This is a genomic window from Parasphingorhabdus sp., assembly GCF_036963705.1.
Taxonomy (GTDB): domain Bacteria; phylum Pseudomonadota; class Alphaproteobacteria; order Sphingomonadales; family Sphingomonadaceae; genus Parasphingorhabdus.
The window spans coordinates 15,439-35,371 of sequence record NZ_JBALUT010000010.1 but is presented as its reverse complement, the minus strand read 5'-3'; the positions used below and the strand labels follow the sequence as shown (position 1 = coordinate 35,371).

12 protein-coding genes and 1 tRNA gene are annotated in these 19,933 nt (G+C 52.7%); 10 read left to right on the top strand and 3 right to left on the bottom strand.

The genetic code is table 11. The annotated features are described in order from the left end of the window. Positions 1 to 150 precede the first annotated feature (150 nt). From V7680_RS03940 to V7680_RS03905, 8 genes are all read left to right on the top strand, one after another. A complete protein-coding gene (locus V7680_RS03940; protein ID WP_335651989.1) occupies positions 151 to 1,860 on the top strand; it encodes an HAD-IB family hydrolase in 1,710 nt (569 codons plus the stop codon). 20 nt (positions 1,861 to 1,880) lie between these two features. Further along, on the top strand, positions 1,881 to 4,223 hold the full coding sequence (locus V7680_RS03935; protein WP_335651988.1) for a glycerol-3-phosphate 1-O-acyltransferase: 2,343 nt from the start codon (positions 1,881 to 1,883) through the stop codon (positions 4,221 to 4,223). Between the two features lie 25 nt (positions 4,224 to 4,248). Further along, entirely contained in the window at positions 4,249 to 5,835 is a 1,587-nt protein-coding gene (locus V7680_RS03930) for a WS/DGAT/MGAT family O-acyltransferase (RefSeq protein WP_335651987.1), read from the top strand. 81 nt (positions 5,836 to 5,916) lie between these two features. Next, a complete protein-coding gene (locus V7680_RS03925; RefSeq protein WP_335651986.1) occupies positions 5,917 to 7,389 on the top strand; it encodes a DUF3336 domain-containing protein in 1,473 nt (490 codons plus the stop codon). Continuing rightward, the gene (locus V7680_RS03920; protein ID WP_335651985.1) at positions 7,386 to 8,249 is read left to right on the top strand and encodes an alpha/beta hydrolase; all 864 of its coding nucleotides are present in this window, start codon (positions 7,386 to 7,388) and stop codon (positions 8,247 to 8,249) included. The genes V7680_RS03925 and V7680_RS03920 overlap by 4 nt, the downstream gene beginning before the upstream one ends. 9 nt (positions 8,250 to 8,258) lie before the next feature. After that, positions 8,259 to 9,188 (top strand): alpha/beta fold hydrolase, encoded by a 930-nt coding sequence (locus V7680_RS03915; RefSeq protein ID WP_335651984.1) that lies wholly within the window; start codon positions 8,259 to 8,261, stop codon positions 9,186 to 9,188. 62 nt (positions 9,189 to 9,250) lie between these two features. After that, positions 9,251 to 10,252 (top strand): NAD(P)H-dependent glycerol-3-phosphate dehydrogenase, encoded by a 1,002-nt coding sequence (locus V7680_RS03910; protein ID WP_335651983.1) that lies wholly within the window; start codon positions 9,251 to 9,253, stop codon positions 10,250 to 10,252. Between the two features lie 285 nt (positions 10,253 to 10,537). Then, positions 10,538 to 11,491, top strand: coding sequence for a crotonase/enoyl-CoA hydratase family protein (locus V7680_RS03905; protein ID WP_335651982.1), 954 nt, complete (start codon positions 10,538 to 10,540; stop codon positions 11,489 to 11,491). Here V7680_RS03905 and V7680_RS03900 read toward each other — a convergent pair. Together V7680_RS03900 and V7680_RS03890 are read right to left on the bottom strand one after the other, a co-directional pair. Then, positions 11,467 to 13,650, bottom strand: a complete 2,184-nt coding sequence (locus V7680_RS03900; protein ID WP_442954966.1) for an ATP-binding response regulator — start codon at positions 13,648 to 13,650, stop codon at positions 11,467 to 11,469. The two genes, V7680_RS03905 and V7680_RS03900, sit on opposite strands and share 25 nt — an antisense overlap. A 416-nt stretch (positions 13,651 to 14,066) precedes the next feature. Beyond that, positions 14,067 to 16,226, bottom strand: a complete 2,160-nt coding sequence (locus V7680_RS03890) for a putative bifunctional diguanylate cyclase/phosphodiesterase (RefSeq protein WP_335651981.1) — start codon at positions 16,224 to 16,226, stop codon at positions 14,067 to 14,069. A 477-nt stretch (positions 16,227 to 16,703) separates the two neighbouring features. Between V7680_RS03890 and V7680_RS03885 the strand changes: the two genes are divergently transcribed. Then, on the top strand, positions 16,704 to 18,602 hold the full coding sequence (locus tag V7680_RS03885) for a caspase family protein (protein ID WP_335651980.1): 1,899 nt from the start codon (positions 16,704 to 16,706) through the stop codon (positions 18,600 to 18,602). 32 nt (positions 18,603 to 18,634) lie between these two features. Here V7680_RS03885 and V7680_RS03880 read toward each other — a convergent pair. Then, positions 18,635 to 18,711, bottom strand: a tRNA-Pro gene (locus V7680_RS03880). A 186-nt stretch (positions 18,712 to 18,897) separates the two neighbouring features. On the opposite strand from V7680_RS03880, the gene thyA reads away from it, so the two are divergent. Next, complete coding sequence (gene thyA, locus V7680_RS03875; protein ID WP_442954963.1) at positions 18,898 to 19,830, top strand: thymidylate synthase; 933 nt, start codon at positions 18,898 to 18,900, stop codon at positions 19,828 to 19,830. The last annotated feature ends 103 nt before the right edge of the window (positions 19,831 to 19,933 follow it).

The window sequence follows — 19,933 nt, the reverse complement described above, 5'->3', positions numbered from 1 at the left end:
TCACCCAAGAGGCGCGCTGGAACATTATCCAGCGCGCCTTTTTGTTTGCCCGGATCGCCTTGTCACCGAGTGAATCCAAGTTATCACCAATATTAGCTGGGAAAATGTCCGGTTTTTTGGCACGATGGCATTTGAGCGAAGGACGTTTGAATGACCGGAAACAAAATGACCGAATATCAATCCCATTTGCAAGACGTCCTGGACGCTCCAGAGGGGCCGCATATCGGCGCTCTGTTCGATTTCGACGGCACTATCATCGCTGGCTATTCGGCGACTTCGATGCTGTGGGAGAAAATCAAGCGGCGGGAAATGACCGCGGAACAACTGGTCGAAACGATCAATGTGATGGCGCAATATAGCACCGGAAATATGGGCTTTTCCGGGCTGATGACCGGCGCTGCGAAATTCATGAAAGGCGTGACCGAAGAAAGCTATTTCGAATTTGGCGAAGAGCTTTATGAAAAATATATCGCGCGCAAAGTCTATCCCGAGGCGCGGGCGCTGATCGAGGCCCATCGTGCCAAGGGCCACACGATCGCGATCATATCGTCCGCCACCATCTACCAGATCGAGCCGACCGCCCGCGATCTCGACATCGAGCATGTACTTTGCTCGCAATATGAAGTCGAGAATGGCGAGTTCACCGGTGATATCATCCGTCCCTTATGCTTTGGTGAAGGCAAGGTGATCGCGGCAGAAAATCTGGCCGCAGACTTCGACCTCGATCTCGACAACAGCTATTTCTATTCGGACAGCTACGATGATATCGAACTGCTCGAGCGGGTTGGAAAGCCGCGGCCGTTGAACCCCAATGGAAAATTGCGCGAAGCTGCACAGAAAAACGACTGGCCGCTCGAGAAATATGACAGCCGCGGGCAGGGCAAGCCGGTAGATTATGTCCGGACCATCTACGCCACCGGTTCGCTGATCGGATCGGCAATCGCGTCGCTGCCAATCTGGGCGCTTACGGGATCTCAGCGTGAAGCGATGAATTTTTCGACCGGCCTGTTCGGTGACCTGGCCACCGCGCTGACCGGCTGCGAGCTGGAAGTGACCGGTGAAGAGAATCTGTGGACCTCGCGGCCCTGCATTTTTGTCTTCAACCATCAGAGTAAAGCGGATGTGATGATCCTCGCAAAACTTATCCGCAAGGACATGGGCGGGGTGGCCAAGAAGGAGGTTCGGGATACGCCGGTGATCGGCAAGCTGATGGAACTGGCCGGAACAGTGTTCATTGACCGTGCCAATGCACGGAGCGCGATCAAGGCAATGGCGCCATTGATTGATGCGATCAAGATCGATGGTAAATCGATCGTCATCGCGCCCGAAGGCACGCGAACCCTATCGCCGAAGCTCGGTCCGTTCAAAAAGGGTGCCTTTCATATGGCGATCCAGGCCGGTGTGCCGATGGTGCCGATCGTCATCCACAACGCCGGAGATATTGCGCCCAAGAACGAATTCTTGATGCGCCCGGCCAAAGTCAGGGTCGATGTTCTGCCTGCCGTGGATACCAGCAAATGGTCGGTACGGACGATGACCAAGCATGTTGCCGAGGTGCGGGGCATGTTTCTCGAGGCTCTTGGTCAAGCAGAGGAAGAAGAAGCCCTTGCTGCGCTGATCGACGAGGACCAGGCACCGGTACCAAAGACAGCCGCGGCAAAGCGGTCCCGCAAACCATCTGCAGTCGGGAAGAAATCAGCAGCAGTGAAGGTAACGACGCCGAAGAAACCTGCCGCGCGTAAAACGGGTGTCAAAAAAGCGGCGGTGAAAAAACCCGTTGCCAAAAAGACTGCAAGTCGATCTACGAGACCAAAGAAGCCAGCTGCAGCGAAGCCAATAAAAATGCAAGCAGCAGAATAGGTTAAAAGCAAGGAACGAGGATGGACGAAGCGATACAGATAGCAAATTCCGGATCGCTACTGGCGAAAGGTCCGAAGCTATTTGTGATTGATGCGCGCAATGGTGTCGAGCGCCGCTATTTGCTCGACTGGCTCCACACATCCATCGCCGAGGGCGGGCCGGGCGGAAAGCTCAATTGGGTTGCCTTGCCGATATCGGATGAACGAGCGAAATTGCGCCTTGCTCCGCTGGAAGAGAAACTCAAAGAACATCCCGATACTCTGGTGGTACCGGTACGCATTGCCTGGCGAATTCCCAATTTCGAAAAAAGCCGTGCCGTTAAAATGCGCCATGTCATTTTCGGAGATCCGCGCAACCCGGGCAGTTTTCGCGCCCGGTCCATATTGTGGCGCAACAAGCGCCGCGCCCATTGTCTGACCGGACAACCCGCCACGATCGGTGAACTCAAGCAAAGATTCTCCGAACTCAGCAAGGATTACAACCAGACTGACAATACGGAACTGGCTGCCTTTGTGGTTCGGCAAGCGGGACTGGTGCTCGATATCGCCGAGCGCGGATTGCGCGGGCGGCGCTACAAGGTGCCCCGGCATGTGGCTGACGGTCTACGTAGCGATGCACGGTTCCGCGCGGCGATGACCAAACTTTCTGGTGATCTCGGAAAGAGCGAAGTGGAGCTGTACGAACAAGCGGCAAAATACATGAAAGAGCTGATCGCCCGGCCCAGCCCGATGTTTATCGACATGAAGGCGAAGCTCGACCGGTTCATGTTGTCGCAGGGCTATGAGGACGATGTGGTCTTTGATCGCAAGGAACTGACCCGATTGCGTAAGACCATGCGGGAACATCCGACATTGCTGCTGTTCACCCACAAAACCTATATCGATGGTGTGACAGCTACCGATCTGGCCTATCAGAACGACTTGCCGCTTATCCATTTGTTCGGCGGCATCAATCTTGATTTTTTCGGTCTCGGTTTCATGCTGCGCCGCGCCGGCACGATCTTCATCCGCCGGAGCTTTGAGAATAATCCCGTCTACAAGCTCGTTCTGCGTTATTATGTCAGCTATCTGCTCGAGAAACGCTTTCCGATGACCTGGGCGTTTGAAGGCACGCGTTCACGGCTCGGCAAGCTGATGCCACCGCGCTATGGCTTGCTCAAATATGTCATGGATAGCGCGCACGCCAACGATATCGAAAATGTCCACATCATTCCGGTTGTCACGAGTTTTGATCTGATCCGCGATGTTGAAGAATATGCCAGCGAACAGACAGGCCGGATCAAGAAGCCGGAGTCCCTGAGCTGGTTCATCGGCTATCTTCGCAGCCTGCGTGAACCGATGGGCAAGGTCTATGTCGATTTCGGCGAGCCGGTCATTGTCAAAAAGGCACCCGATCCGAACAATCGTCTGGCCCTCTCGAAAATGGCTTTCGAAGTTGCGGTCGAGGCCAATCGTGCGACGCCGTTGACGTTGACTTCGCTGATGTGCCTGTGCCTGCTCAGCACGGCCCCGCGGGCAATGACGGAAGATGAACTGCGCGCGATCATAAAATATCTGAGCGGCTGGGCCCGGGAACGGAACATCCGGATGAGCGAGGATCTGACCGACCAGAATCTCGAAGGTGTGCAGCGCGTTATCGAGACTTTGGTGAATAATGGACTACTGGTCCGCTATGACAAAGGTTCGACGCTGGTCTACGCGATCGAGCCAGACCAGCATCCGATCGCGAGCTATTACCGCAATTCGATCATCCATCACTTTCTCGACAAGGCGATTATCGAATTGTCCATTTTGAAAGCGCGGGAGGTCGATGACCGCAAGGCTGTCGAAATATTCTGGGAGGAGACCGACCGTCTTCGTGATCTGTTCAAGTTCGAGTTTTTCTACCCCGAAAAACAGCAATATCGCGAGAATATAGAAGCAGAGTTGCAAAGAGTGGACCCTGAATGGAAAGCGAAACTGGAAGAAGGGGGCGCCATGCTGGCCAGTCTCACCAACCGCTTTCAGCCGCTGATCGGTCATGCGGTGTTCCTGCCTTTTGTCGAGGCCTATACTATCGTTCTGGACATGTTGTCGCGGCTCGAACCTGGCCAGGCGATTGACAAGAAAAGCTGCGTCGCTCTGGCGTTGAAAGAAGGGCGTCAGGCCTATCTTCTCCGCAGGATCACAAGTGAATCCTCGATCGGTAAAATCCTGTTCGAAAATGGCTTCAAAATGGCGACTGGCCTCGGTCTGACCGGGGAAACTACCGTCGAAATGATAGCGGAGCGCAAGGCGCTGCTGCGCAAGTTCAGGGCGCTTTCCAGACGGATGGAAAAATCCCGCCTAGAAGTGCTGGCATTGGCCGACAGGATATTCGAATGAACAGCGCCGCCGAAAGGGCATCCAAATGACCGAGCCAAGCAATAGCAATATTAGCCAGTTGAGCGCGCAGGATGCCCAATTTCTCTATATTCAGTCGGCAACCAATCTGACCCATATAATGGCGGTCTATATCTATGATCCGTCCACCGCGCCGGGCGGGAAAGTGCGTTTCAAGGATATTATCGGACATATGCGCAAGCGAATGGACATTTCGCCAATGTTCAAACGCAAATTATATCGTTTACCGATGGATATCGATCACCCTTATTGGGTCAGGGACGAGCATTTCGATCTGGAGGCGCATATAACGCACGGCCGGCTGCCCGAGCCGGGTGACTGGCGGCAATTTTGCATTCACGTGGCTCGTCATCACAGCAAGCCCATGGATATGACCCGGCCACTCTGGGACATGTATGTGCTTGAAGGGCTCGACAATATTCCCGGCTTTGCCAAAGGCAGCTATGCCATTTTGACGCGGATCCATCATTCGACCATCGACGGCGTGTCCGGCGCGCATTTTTTCGCTGCCGTATCGGACAAAGACGCCAAAGGTACGCCAGCGATACCTTTGCCGGAAGGCAAACCGGTGGATAATGACTTGCCGTCAATATCCGATATTTTGAATCGCGCGATCAACAGTACGGTGACTTCGCCCGTAAAAATGGCTCAGGCCATGCTGAAATTCGCGCCCGCGCTTCTGTCATCGGCGCAGGAAAATCTGGCTGGAAGCGAAGAGAAAACCGAAGCCGGTGTACCGGAGACCAGATTCAACGGTCCTGTTACGCCGCACAAGATGTTCGACGCGATCACTTTCGATCTCGACGAACTGAAAAAGATGCGCCTCAAAGTGAATGATGCGACCATAAATGATGTGGTGCTTGCGATCTGCAGCGGAGGATTGCGCCATTATTTGACCAAACATAAGGAATTGCCAAAAGACTCACTTATTGCGGTGGCTCCGGTCAACGCGCGTAGCCGCTCCGGTGACGAGACCAATCCGGGCAATAATATATCGGCGATGACGATCAAGATCTGGTCGAATATTGCCGATCCGGTCAAGCGCCTTGAGGCAATCAAAGATACTACACGCGATACCAAGGCAGCAAAGTCCGGTCTTAGCGCGCGGATCATGACCGACTTAACCAAACATATCCCGGGTGTTACCATGGCGGGTGTTGCGAAAATTCTGACCGACGAACGTTTCGCTCCGAAAATGAGCAATTTGATGGTTTCCAACGTGCCCGGCCCGCAAATGCAGCTATTCATGAACGGAGCCAAGCTGACCCATCAATATGGTTTGGCACCTCTCGCGCATGGGATGGGGCTATTCATTGCTACCCCAAGCTATAATGGAAGGATCTCCTTCAACATCATCTCCGACCGAAAAATGATGCCGGATGTTGAATTTTTTCGGGAATGCCTGCAAAGGGCGTTTAACGAACTGCGCGATGCCAAGCCAAGCACTGCTAAACGTCAGGCTGAAAAAACGGCGGTGGTATCAAAAAAACCGGTGACGTCAAACGACGGTTCGGTGATGTATCGACGGGTTGCCAAAAAACCCAGAACGGTCGCATCAAAAGCGATAGGCCGAGGCAAGCCGAAAGTGAAATAAGGAGCGGATAGATTGCACGCCGTCCGATTCCCGGGCGACGGCCGATATTATGCGCAATTTTGGTGAAAGAGTGAACCGAAGATGATCCTGAACACGACGTTGAAGATGGAAAAGGAAATGGCTCAAGCCAAGAGCTATTCCGAATGGTCGAAAGCCGCGAAAGCGCACGACAAATCGACCGGGGTCGACAAGTGGAAGGCCGCTGACGAAAGCAAGCATTTCGATCATATGTCCATCCGCCGCCGTCTCAAGCGGCTCTCCAAGCTGTGGAAGTCGCAGGACAATGCAGGACTTCTTTACGCGTTGAATGAGGGCATTCACGGGAATATGGACGGCATGGGCCATGCCCGGCTCCACCAGAAAGCAAAATTCGGTACCAAACAGCTTATTCAGGACTATGTCGACGCAATCGCCAACTCGCTAGAATATCTAGCGAGCGACAAGGTTACCGACATCCCGTTCGAGGAGAAACTCGATTTCTTCCGCAGGGCACAGCATTGCTACGGACGTTCGGCGTTTCTGATGAGCGGTTCCGGCGCCTATCTCTATTTCCACGTCGGCGTTGCGAAGGCGCTGTGGGAAGAAGGCTTGCTGCCCGACATCATGTCCGGTTCCAGCGGCGGCTCGGTCGTCGGCGCTTTGATCAGCACGCATACCGACAAGGACATACCGCCATTTTTTAAACCCGAGAATCTGGTTATGGGTGCGGAAGATGGTGATGACGAGCAGGGCGGGTTCCTCGGCGGCAGCAGACGGTTGCGAGCAGATGAAATTCGTAAGCGTCTGACAGAAATGCTTCCCGATCTGACTTTCCAGGAAGCCTATGAGCTCACCGGTCGCCATCTAAACGTTTCGATCGCGCCGGCTGAAAAGCACCAAACATCGCGTCTGCTGAATGCCATCGCATCGCCCAATGTCTATATTCGCGAAGCGGTTCTGGCCTCTTGTGCGGTTCCGGGTATTTATCCACCAGTGACATTGGCCGCGAAAGACCATCGCGGCGAACGCGTGCCCTATCTACCCAATCGCAAATGGGTCGACGGATCGGTTACCCATGATTTGCCGGTCAAACGGCTCGCCCGGCTTTACGGGGTTAACCACCACATCGTTAGTCAGGCGAACCCGTTGGTTACGCCATTTGCCACCGATTTCAGCCAGAAGCGCAACCCGCTTTCGTCTATACGCAACGCGTCGACGGCGACCATGAAAGCCTGGTTCAACGCCAATGTCGAAATGATGCAGAAGCCGTTGTCTTATTTTCCGCGTTTGAACAGCATGGCCAATATGGCGCTATCGGTGATCAATCAGGATTATACCGGCGATATCAACATTATCCGTCCGACAATGTTCTGGGGACCATCCAAGATTTTGAGCAATCTTCCTATCGAGGATGTTGCCGAACTGATCCAGCTTGGCGAGCGCATGGCATGGCCGAAAATCGAGATGGTCCGCACCCAGACCAAGATCAGTCAGACGCTGGACCGGATCTTGTTCAAATATGAAAATGAACTGACACATGATCATGAACTGGTCGTCAAAAGGAAAATCGCTTGAAGCACGAAGCAGCAACCCTCTCGCTTGGACCGAAATCAAAAGCGGCGGGTGCACAATTATTCTGGCAGAAATGGTCGCCTGAAGCTGAGCCCAAAGCCCTGATATTGCTTGTTCATGGCTATGCCGAACATTCTGGCCGCTATCAATATTTCGCCGAACACTGCCTAAACAAAGGCTATGCTGTCTATGCGATGGACCATTGGGGACATGGCCAATCGGACGGCACACCCGGATTTGTACCCGATTTCTCGGTATTCCACGATGGTGTTGACCAGTTGCTCGTCCGCGCCAAACAGGATTTTCCCGGTTTGCCTGTCATGCTTGTCGGCCATAGTATGGGTGGCTTGATCAGCGCCACTTATCTGCTCGAGAAGCAGGACAAATTTGCGGCCTGTGTGCTCTCCGGTCCGGCGGTTAAAGCGGCCGAGGAACCCTCCGCATTCTTGAAGATAATCAGCGGATTCCTATCCCGCTTCTTCCCCAAATTGGGTGTGCTCGAACTCGATCCGAATGGCGTCAGCCGTGATCCGCAGGTGGTCGCCGACTATCTCGCCGATCCGCTGGTCTATAATGGCAAAATGGGGGCAAGGCTTGCTGCCGAGATGCTTGGCAATATGACCAGGATCCAGGAAAATGCCGGACAGATTTCACTGCCATTGCTCATGCTCCATGGTGGAAAAGACAGTTTGGCCGCTGCAGAAGGATCGAGCTTTCTGGACGCCCATGTATCTTCAACCACCAAGATGTTGAAGATTTACCCGGAACTCTTTCACGAGATTTTCAATGAACCGGAAAAAGACGAAGTCTTGAACGATATGACCGACTGGCTGGATAAACAGCTGTTGGCAAAAAAAGGATAGCGACGAGCCATGGAGATATTCATCACGGTTTTGGGCATCATAATGGTGGCTCTGATTGCCCTATACGTTTTATTTCCCCGGACCCTGTTCGGATTTTTCCGGGATGCGCTGCGTAAAAAAGGCAAGTTGACGGTAAAGTCGATCAGAGTGGGTGATATGATCTGGCCCTATCTGGAAGGTGGCTCTCCCGATGCAGAACCTCTGGTGCTTCTCCACGGTTTTGGCGGCGACAAGGATAATTGGGCTGCGTATGCGCCGGAAATTGTAGGAAAATACCGGCTCATCTCTCCTGATCTTCCGGGTTTTGGAGAGAATATCCGAGATATTAATCGCGATTATGACATGGCGACACAGGCTTCGCGGGTGCGCGACTTCCTCGATGCGATGGGTATTGAAAAATGTCATATCGGCGGGAACAGCATGGGTGGATTTGTATCTTTACGCTTTGCGCTCGATTTCCCGGAACGGCTGATCTCGATGACCTTGTTCAACAATGCCGGGGTCGTTGGAGCCAATGAAAGCAAACTGCAGCAGGAAGCGCAGGACGGGAGGAACCCGCTTGAGATCCACAGCCCGGACGATGTGAAGCGGATGCTTGCATTTGTAGCCCATAAACCGATGAAGGTTCCCGGACAGTTCCGGAAAATTTTCTACGAGGATTTTGCGGTGCACCGTGATTTGCTCGACAAGATATTCTGGACCCTGGTCGAAGATGGTACCGTTAAGCCTTTGAATGACCAGCTTGATCAGGTGAAGACGCCGACGCTGATCATATGGGGGCGCCATGACCAGTTGATTGATGTCAGCTGCGTCGATGTACTCAAAAACGGTATCGCCAACGCAGAATCCGTGGTGTTCGAAGACGTCGGCCATATTCCGATGATCGAAAACCCCAAGGGGACCGCTAGGCATCATCTCGAGTTCCTTGCCAAACACTGAGAATCCCTCCAGTTTAGTCAGGACGGACTTCCGGAAGAGGAGTCGCTGAAAAAGGGGTGTTTATGGAGTTGAAAGTTGGACTGCTTGGCGGCGGGTCTTGGGGAACCACGGTGGCATCTTTGGTGTCCCGTAACGCACCGATCAAGCTTTGGGCGCGGGATCCGGAGACGGTCAGCGACATCAATGACAATCATTGCAACAGCAAATATCTCCCGGACATAAAATTACCACCAGCTCTGACTGCAACATCTGAAATTGGCGAGGCTGTTTCGGGTGCTGACGTGCTCGTCATGGCAATTCCATCGAGCAATTTCCGCAATGTGCTGGAGCAAGCCAAGCCCCATCTTCGGCCGTGGGTTCCTGTTATCAGCCTGACCAAAGGCCTGGAACTTGCAACCAGCAAACGGATGACCGAAGTTATCGAGGAAGTTCTCCCCGGTCACCCGGTAGGCGTCCTGACCGGCCCCAATCTTGCGCGCGAAATCATGGCAGGGCAGGCTGCAGCCAGCGTGATCTCGATGGAAGACGAGATTATCGTGAAACAGCTGCAGCAACTTTTTCACTCGGGCGTGTTTCGGGTTTACACCAATACCGATCTGCTCGGTTGCGAACTGGGCGGTGTTCTCAAGAATATAATCGCGATCGCGGTCGGCATGGGTGACGGTCTCGGGGCAGGGGATAATACCCGATCAGCATTGATTACCAGGGGGTTGGCCGAAATCACCCGGCTCGGCGTCGCCATGGGCGGCAAACCGGAAACATTCTCCGGCCTGACCGGCATGGGAGATATGATCGCCACCTGTACCAGTCCGCTCAGCCGCAATCGTCATGTCGGTGTCGAGCTGGGCAAGGGGCGTCATATCGATGAAATTATCGACGAAATGCTGATGGTCGCTGAGGGTGTCAAGAGTGCGCCGACGGTGATCGCACTGGCCAAGAAATATGGCGTCGAGATGCCGATAGCCGAGGATGTGTTTGAAGTCACCAAAGGCAATCGTTCTGCTGCCCGCGCGTTTCGTGGATTGGTAAATCAATCAGCCGGAGCGGAGTCCGACGCGGGATGATGGTTCCTGGCTTCAGGCAATTCAAACATCCGCAAATGACCTCTGGTCGGAATGGCGGGACGAAAAAACTGTGACATTTTGTGCAGCTATTGACGATATTTATCCGCCCAATTTGTCTCAAGCGACTCAAAGATAAGCAAATTTCCGAGTCAATTAAGCATGTTAGGAAATCTTCTTTGTTTTACTTGCTTTGAAATGGGGCATATCATAAAATTCGATACTGTAGGCTGAGAAATTAGTTAGACTAAATACTGTCAAACACGTTTTCCACCCGAGGAGTAGAGTATGGAATTTCGCAGCCAGGCGGCCAATGATGCGGAAGAGAGTCTGCGGATCGAGGCGAACGATTTGCTGGACCAGACCGCATCTACCTCCGAACGGGATATTTTTCAAAAACAGTTCAAGGAAATCGAACTGCGATTTGATCGCTCCGACGAGATTTTCTGGTGCTACATGAACCAGAAATCACGTCCAAGCTATACCTACGAATTGGGAGACGAGATCCAGCAGGTCCAGGACTGGATCCATTCCAACTATGCGATGGATGGTGCAAAAAGCGAAGATCCCTTGCGTTATTTTGTCTGTGGCTCACGCACTCCTGGTATTTACAATCTCGGTGGGGATCTTAAACATTTTGCGGCCTGTATCCGGCGACGTGATCTGGGCGCATTGAAGAAATACGCCCGCACCTGCGTTCATATGCAATATGAAAATAGCACGGGCTTTGGCGCGCCCATCATAACCATGGCTCTGGTGCAGGGAGACGCATTGGGTGGTGGCTTCGAGCACGCACTGGCTTTCGACATTCTTGTCGCGGAAAAAAGCGCGCGACTGGGACTGCCGGAAATATTATTCAATCTCTTCCCGGGCATGGGTGCCTATAGCTTTCTGCGACAGCGTCTTGGTCGCAAAGATACCGAGCGTTTCATTCTCGAGGGCAAGCTTTTCACCGCTACCGAGCTATATGATATGGGCGTGGTCGACATTTTGGCCGAAGATGGCATGGGCGAAGCGGCGATAATCGAATATACCAAGGAAAATCGTAAACGGTTCCACGCCGAACGAGCCGTCTATCGTGCAAGGAAAATCGCGAGCCCGGTCAGTCTCGAAGAACTGCTTGAGATTACCGATACATGGGCGGAAACCGCGCTTTATCTGGAAGAGGCAGATGTCCGGAAGATGGAGCGGCTGGCTACGGCACAGGATCGCCGCATTCAGCGGTCGTTGCGGGCGGTTTGACGATTAAGCGGATCAACGGTCGTGTCGCCGGTAGTCATAGCGTCGTGATCTTTTGCAGAAGAATTATCCAGACAATTACGGATGTCGGTCACTAGCTGTTCGACTTTTGCCAGATAGATGAACCGTCGACTCTTGAATTCTGGTTCGCTGATGACCTCTAGCTTCGCACAAGTCTCTACAAGATATGTGGCGCCGACATTGGCGGCTCCGCTCTTGAATGCGTGAGCGTGGAACCGGAAATCTTCAACAGAATCGTCATCGACTGACTTTTTGAATGCAATCAGGATTTCACTGGCATCTTCGAGATAGGTCTCGATAATCGATTGGACAAAGGCTTCGTCTCCGATCGAAAGAAGATAATCCAGCTGGGTCTGATCAATCGCGGGTAACTCCAGCAGATGCTTTTTACCATCGAGATTGCTCACAACCCCCAATGGATCGGAGCCGATATTGTCATTCGCCTGACCGACAGCATTGGCCGTCTGGGAGGCTATAACTTCGATCAACTCTCTTGCCTCGATTGGCTTTGTCATCCGAAGGTCCATGCCCGCATCAAGACATTTCTTTTCGGTTTCCTCGGTTGAATCCGCGGTCAAACCTATGATCGGGATATGTTTCCTCGGGCCCTCGATCTGACGCCACAGCTGGCAGCATTCGATGCCTCCCATGATCGGCATGTTGACATCCAGAAACACAATATCAAAGGACCCTTGCTCGAGCTCAACCAGCGCTTTCTCTCCGTCTGCCACCACGGTGACTTCATGACCCGCGTTGGACAAAATCGTCTCAAGCACCATCTGGTTTGTGCGGTTGTCGTCAGCTATCAGGACGCGAACAGGCGCAACATTGGCTGGCGAGCTATCATCTATCGGATCTGACTTGTGTTGAGAGCCCGTATCCGCAAAAGAACAACCAATCTGAACTGCACTACGGATGGTGCTAAAGTCTGAACCCGCGGGGAGAAGCGTAGCGAAGGCCGCGCGCAGTTGCAGGTCTTTAAGGTTTTTCTCCTTGCCTTGCGCAAACAAAACCGGAGGAAGCTTGGCTTCGCGGAATGCGGCCCATAATGGAGATTCGTCACCATGATCGTCCGCGATGGCCTCATCCAGCAGCGCTATGTCATAGTCTCGAGTATTTCGTTGCTCGAGAATTTCTAGGATATTGTCTGAACGGCGGCATTGGATGTGGTCGATGATAATCGATTGATTATCGTCGTTGCAAATGATCGGCGCATGTTTATCTCTCGTCAGCGATAATATTCTGACAGTATTCGGATCAGGGTTATGAGTATCGGCCTTTGGCACTCCGGTCGGGAAAGCCAGGGTAAAAGTGCTGCCCGAGCCAAGTTCACTCTCTACTGAAATATGCCCGCCCATCTGAATGGCTAGCTTGTGGCAAATTGCCAGTCCCAGCCCGGTTCCACCGAATTCGCTCGCGATCGTATCATTTGCTTGATGGAAAACATCAAATATCTTCTGATGGGCTTCTCCCGGAATTCCGGGGCCTGTATCGGTCACAGACATCCACATCCAGTCATTCTGGTGGTGATCCTCCATCCCGAAGCCGCATCGCAGGGTGATCGATCCAGATTTGGTAAATTTTACCGCGTTGCTAGTAAGGTTGATAAGAATGTTGCGGACATAATCTAGCTGGCCACAGATAATCTGGTCGCTGCATGGATCCGCCTGAAGAATGATCTTCAGATTTTTTTCATCGGCTGCAATTTGCATGATCTCGCGAACTTCGGAAAGAACCTCGACAAGGGAAAAATCTTTTGGTTCAGGCAGTTCATCGCGGGAGTCGGATTGCGCAAAGTTCAACAATTGATTGATCAAATGAAGCAAATGGCGGCCGGCAGATACGCTCGTCGCAATCATCTGATGCTGTTTCTCCGGCATCTTCATGTCAAGGAGGTGCGTGCCATAGCCAATGATTGCGTTCAACGGCGTGCGCAATTCATGGCTAATGCTCGCGAGGAACAAGCTTTTGGCCTTGCTCGCTTCCTCGGCTTCTTCCTTGGCTTGGGAGATTTTGGTAATCAGCGTCGAGCAATAGGCTGGTATTACCAACAGTCCTACAAGAAGGCCGATCGAGAGAGAGGGGCTGTTACGCCAGAAGTCGACGGTATAGATGGTAAACCCAAAGGCGATAGCGGCCATAGCCGAAGCCAGAAAGAGCCAGGTCACCCCGAAGCGAAAGCCATTTCCGAGAATGACCCACAGCATCAGCGGATAAAGGGCAGCGACGCTTGCTCCGCCGATCTGGAATATGAAGGCTGCTGCACCAAAATCGGTACAAAGGCCAATGAACCGTCGCACATTCGAAGATTTTCGATCAACGTGATAGGCGATCGCGATAGTGATGCCGATGACGAAATAGACGCCGAAGCCGATGATTAATCCGGAAGGTGCACCCAGAATAGCGCAGGCTGACCAAGCCAGAATGATCAAAATGATCCGGTTTTTGATCATCTCATGTTCACGATCCCGCGCTTGGCCATCCATGCCATAGGGAGAGTCTATGTGATGGTTATGCGATTTTGGGGAAGCGCTGGATCTTCGAGGTAACACTTTGGTTAGCCTTCGGCCGATCGGCTGGGCTGATGAACCTTTCGCCCATCGAATAATTTGCGGAGATTTTCCGCCCGCTGCGGACGTGCAATCTGGAATCCTTGGATCTCATCGCATCCGGAAATCCGCAGCAGATCCAATTGCGCATCATTTTCGACGCCTTCCGCGACGACGCGCATTCCCAGAGCATGGGCCAGATGGGCAATGGTACCAATGATGGCGCGGTCCGCTGCGCTATGTTCGATGCGTGATATAAAAGTACGATCGATTTTAAGGCAGTTAGCCGGCAGATCTCGCAAATATTGCAGCGATGAATAGCCGGTACCGAAATCGTCAATCGAAATTCCTACGCCATGGCTGCGGATACGTTCGAGCGTCGCTCTGACTTCTTCGTTATTGTCGATCAGCAGTTCTTCGGTGATCTCGATGGTAATTTTGGAAGGTTCAATCCCGTTGGCTTCGATACAGGCCAGCAATTCTTCGCAAAGATTATGGTTCTGAAACTGCCTCGGTGAAACGTTGATCGCAACGCGCGGCAGATCGATGCCGTCGTCGGCATGGGCCTTGATCTCACGGCATACTTCGCCAATCACCCAATTGCCCAAGAGGTCCATAAGTCCGCTGTCATCGGCAACCCGGATGAACTGGATCGGCAACAGCCGTCCCCGGACGGGATGATCCCATCTGATGAGAGCTTCCAAACCGACATATTCGAGCGTTTGTGCGTCAACGATGGGCTGATATTCGAGCGAGAATTGGTTCTCGTTAAGCGCATCGCGCAGTTCGTTTTCAAGAGCGGCATCGGCTTGCGCGATTTCATTCATGTCTTCCGAGAAGAAACGATGACAATTGCGGCCGTTGGCCTTGGCATCATACATAGCAAGATCTGCCATACGCAGAACTTCCTCATATTCATCCCCGTCGCCAGGGATAAGGCTGACGCCGATAGATGCACTGATAACCTGGCCTACGCCACTGATTGCGTAGGGCTCGTTGATGGCGTTAAGAATTTTAGTGCAGCGAGAGTTGATCGAATCAACGCTGTCAAACTTGTTCAGGATAATCGCAAATTCGTCGCCACCGATGCGCGCCGCGAAATCTTCAGAACCGATAACCCTTGAAATGCGGTCAGCGACCTCTCGTAAAAGCGCATCGCCGCTGTGGTGGCCGCGGGTGTCGTTGATGATTTTGAAACGATCCAGATCAAGCAGTAGAAGCGCTGCTTCGCTATTTGATTTCTTGCAATGATCGATCGTGGATTTGACGTTTTCGGCAAGCAGTACCCGGTTTGGTAGCCCGGTCAGCATGTCATGCAGCGCCAAGTGGGTTCTATGTTCTTCTGCAAATTTCCGGGCGGTTATATCAACCGCTGTAGTCAAAACACCAATGGCTTCACCCTTGTGGTTGAGCAGGGGCGATTTATTGCAATGAAAGATCAGGTCAACTCCATCGCTGGTGATCTTCTCTTCATAATGCGGAATCGCGAGCCCGGATTTGAGCACAAGTTCATTTCTGCGCCGCGAATTGGCGGCCAAAGCAGGCTCGAAAAAATTCGCAAAATCCGCGCCCACCATTTCATCGGGATCTTTGTCAAACAAAGCCGATTGATAGGCGTTGGTGAACAGGCAATTCCCGGAACGATCTGTCGCATTGATCATGATCGGGATCGTATCGATAATCTGCTCGAGCATGCTTTTGCCCGAGGGGCCGTCGGTTGAAGTCGTTTCACCAACCTTCGCATGCTTGCGCTCGGTTTCCGATGCACGTTGGCGCAGTGTCACACTCTTCTTGCTTTTCGTCAGTAGTGACAATGCACGACTGCAGAATTCAACGTGCGAAACAGGGCTTTGCAGGAAATCCGTGGCACCGGCATCAAGAGCAGCAAGACGACATTCGCGGTCCTGATGCGCGGTGATGACGATTGCTGGGATCTCGCTAGTGCCAGGCATCATCCGGACTTTCCGGATAAATTCCGCACCGTTCATTTGCGGCATGCGGTAATCGACCACCATCAAATCGGCCTGGTTGTCGCGTAGCCAATGCAACGCTTCTACCGGGTCAGCATATGTGACGGCGGAATATCGTTCCCCCATTAAGGTCACGAACTGAGCATAGATTCTCAGATTGGTTGGTCGGTCATCGACTATCAAAACGCACGTGTTCATGTTGATATGCACTACAGGTCGATGCTCAAGATAAGGTTAACGCCCAATTACGAGTCAATAGCTATACATCTCAGCATGTTATAACGTCTGCATAGTGACCGAAATCCGTCTCAAGGGCTTGGCCGGGGTGTATCCCGACTCGCTGCACCGACTTTACACGTCGTGACATACCGCTGACGAATCGGTTAGCCTTACCTTCGACCCTCAGCCCAGGAATGATCGGCCTTTCCTTTTCAGCCGAATTGCGCCGCGAATTAATATCTCGCCGACATTAGCCCAAGCGGGTCGTTAGCTGCTGTCGCATAATGGCGGTTCAACTGCGTTTCTGGTTACCGGCGTTGCTATTTGCTGCAATTATTGGCTAAAGCGGCCTAGCATTTTGTGGAGGAGGGGGCCGCTCTTCACAACGGCCGCTCATCGTTGCGCAATAGGCGAATGCCCGCTTGCTCGTTACGGTGGGACCATGAGGGGAATACGATGATCCGACTAGGGATCTTGTTAGTCATATTCACAGCTTCAATCTGGCCAGCAATGGTCGATGCGAAACGCGTTGCGCTGGTCATTGGCAATTCTGCTTATGTCAACACGAACGCGCTTTCCAATCCGGTCAATGATGCGAACGTTGTTGCTGATTCAGCCCGGAAATCGGGCTTTGACGATGTGGTCGTTGCGCTGGATCTTACGATCAGTAGCTTCCAGCGCGCGCTTCTTACATTCCGCGAACAAGCCAACGGCGCGGATGTGGCAATGATTTACTATGCCGGTCACGGCATGGAGGCACAGGGGAATAACTGGCTCATACCAATTGATGCCAAGCTTGACGCGGTCGATGACCTGACCTCTGAATCGATCAGCCTGGACGGATTGATGGACTCGGTTTCCGGGGCCAAGATCAGGATGGTCATACTGGATGCGTCGCGTAAAAATCGGTTTGGTAATGCTTGGGCTCCTGGAACACGTACTGTCGCACAAGGGTTAGCGGAACGTGATGCCGACGGCGTGTTGGTCATTTATGCGGCAGCTCCTGAACAAATATCAATTGAAGGAAGCGAGTTTAATAGTCCGTTCGCCAAATCTCTAGCCAGACGACTGCCGCAGCAAGATCTGCCGCTTCAGATGTTGGGTGGTATGGTTCGGGATGATGTGGCGGAGTTCACCGGAGGAGCGCAGCGTCCGTTTGTGAGCGTCGGTATAACTGGTACGCCAATCTATCTTGTTCGAGCGACACCGAAGGAAATTGAGCGGCCGACCGAGATCGCGGCAACCAATCAATCCAGCCCTGTTCAATCTTCCGTTCCTGAACCCGGTAGTACGAAACCGAGCGTGCCGGAATTTTCCGGGGAGTCAATCGCTCCGGCTGAGAGGTCTTCAGCCGAGTTGGCTTATGTTCCACCGACAACGACAGAGCCAGACTTGCCCGCTTTGCCGCCAACACCATTGCTGGCCAAAAATGGCTATCCCGATTGCCGGGAGAGCCATCAAGTTTTCGAAATGCCGTTCGATAAAGCGGATGACATCAACGAGTGCACGGTCAAGCTGGACAAATATTATAGTGAGGTCCTCACCCCGTTTCGAGAACGGATGATCGAGCATCAGAAATCCATCTCCGAACTCTATGTCGATAAGGTCGGTGGAAATATGCAATATTCGCCCAAGAGCCAGGACGGCTTTTACGCGATGATGATGAAAGAACATGCCGATTCCGATCCCGACGGAATCAATCTGGCTGAATATCGCACGGCAGAGGCGCAATATCAAAAGGATCGCGAGTATCTCCAGGATCGCTTCTGTTTCAACACCGGCTGCGGCGGTTATCCGGTACCCGAGTTTGACGTGGAACTGGCGCTCGCTCGGCCGAAGCTAAGAATGGACCGATCGGCTGGGACCATGGAAGATAGTACGCAAATAGGCAAAGCAGACAATGGCTCCGATAAGTCTAGAAAAAAGAAAAAGAAATCCAATTCAAAAAAATGCAAGGGCGCCAGAACCGGGGGTGGTTTGATTGGTGGGCTACTCGGCGGTGCGCTAGGAAATGCAGCAGGTCTCGGTCAGGTTGGAACATTGATCGCGAGTGGTGTGGGTGGAGTCATCGGTGCGGAAATCGCTTGCCAGCTTGACGAAAAAGAACAGGAAAAGGCAGCGGAAGCCACACTGGCTATCGTAGAAAAAGAAGAGGTTGGGGCCGTTGCAAAATGGCAGAGCCCGACCCGCGCCGATGTTTCAGGTTCGTCGACAATTACCGCATTGACTGCCGAACCCGATGGTCGGAAATGTCTGAATATCACCGATGTCGCGATCATCGATGGCGAGGAAACAAAAATAGCCAAGCAAATGTGCCGTGGTGCCGGAGAGAAAAATTATACGCTCATGGCCTAGCATTGGTTCGGCTCGAGGTTTCGGAAAACTATTGGTCGGGAAGAGAGGATTCGAACCTCCGGCCCTTGCGTCCCGAACGCAATACTCTACCAGACTGAGCTACTTCCCGATCCGTTGCTTCTTTTCCGCATCGGCGAAAAAGATCGGCAGATAATATGCCAATCCGGTTTTCGCTTCAAGCAATCACCATGGCGCCTGGAAATTCTCGATCTTGATCGTGTGCCAACCGGATTTGGTTGAGGATATGAGCAGAGCGGTCTAGCGTTTGCACAACAACTGGATGGAGGATGATGGTTTGATTCCCGGACAACATTATGAGCAGCAATATCTCGACTTGATGCGGCAAATCTGGACGCACGGAGACGAGCGTGTTGATCGCACCGGCGTGGGTACGCGGGCGACATTCGGCGTGACGATGCGCTTCGATCTCGCCGAGGATGCCATTCCGCTGCTGACGACCAAGCGGGTATTCTGGAAAACGGCAACGCGGGAAATGCTCTGGTTTCTCACCGGGAATACCAATATTCGCGAGCTGGTGAAGCAGAAAGTTCATATCTGGACAGACTGGCCGCTCGATAAATATCGCAAGGAAACCGGCGAGGAAATTGACCGCGACGCGTTTGAGCAGCGGATCATCGAGGATGATATGTTCGCTGCCAAATGGGGCGACCTTGGGCCGGTTTACGGCAAGCAATGGGTCGACTGGCCGCGTTATACACCGGTTGGCGAGGGGCTGTTCCGCCGGGAAGAAAAAGGCATCAACCAGATCAAGCTGCTGATCGACGGGATCAAGAATAACCCGGGTTCGCGGCGTCATATTTTTACCGGCTGGAATGTTGCCGAACTCGATCAGATGGCTTTGCCACCCTGCCACAAGACCTATCAATTTTACGTATCGGACGGCAAACTGTCCGGTATCCTTTATCAACGCAGTTGCGACCTGGGGCTCGGCTTTGCGTTCAATATTTTCTCCGCAGCATTGTTGATCCGGATGATCGCACAGCAATGTGATCTCGAGCCGGGTGAGCTGGTGTGGAACGGCGGCGATGTCCATCTCTACCTCAACCACGCTGATCTGGTAGAAGAACAGATCTCGCGCGAGCCTTCGGGAGCGCCGAAATTAAAAATACTTGGCAATCCTGAGTCGATTTTTGACTATCAAATTGCCGACTTCGAGGTGGAAGATTATTCCCCGCAACCTCATATTGCTGCGCCTGTAGCCGTCTAGGCTCAAAGTCACAGGAACGCGCCAATATCAGGTGCGATGGTGGCCGCAAAGCCTGGTTCTCCAAACTTTGTTTTGGGAGGCAATTTATATTTCTAGTAAAATA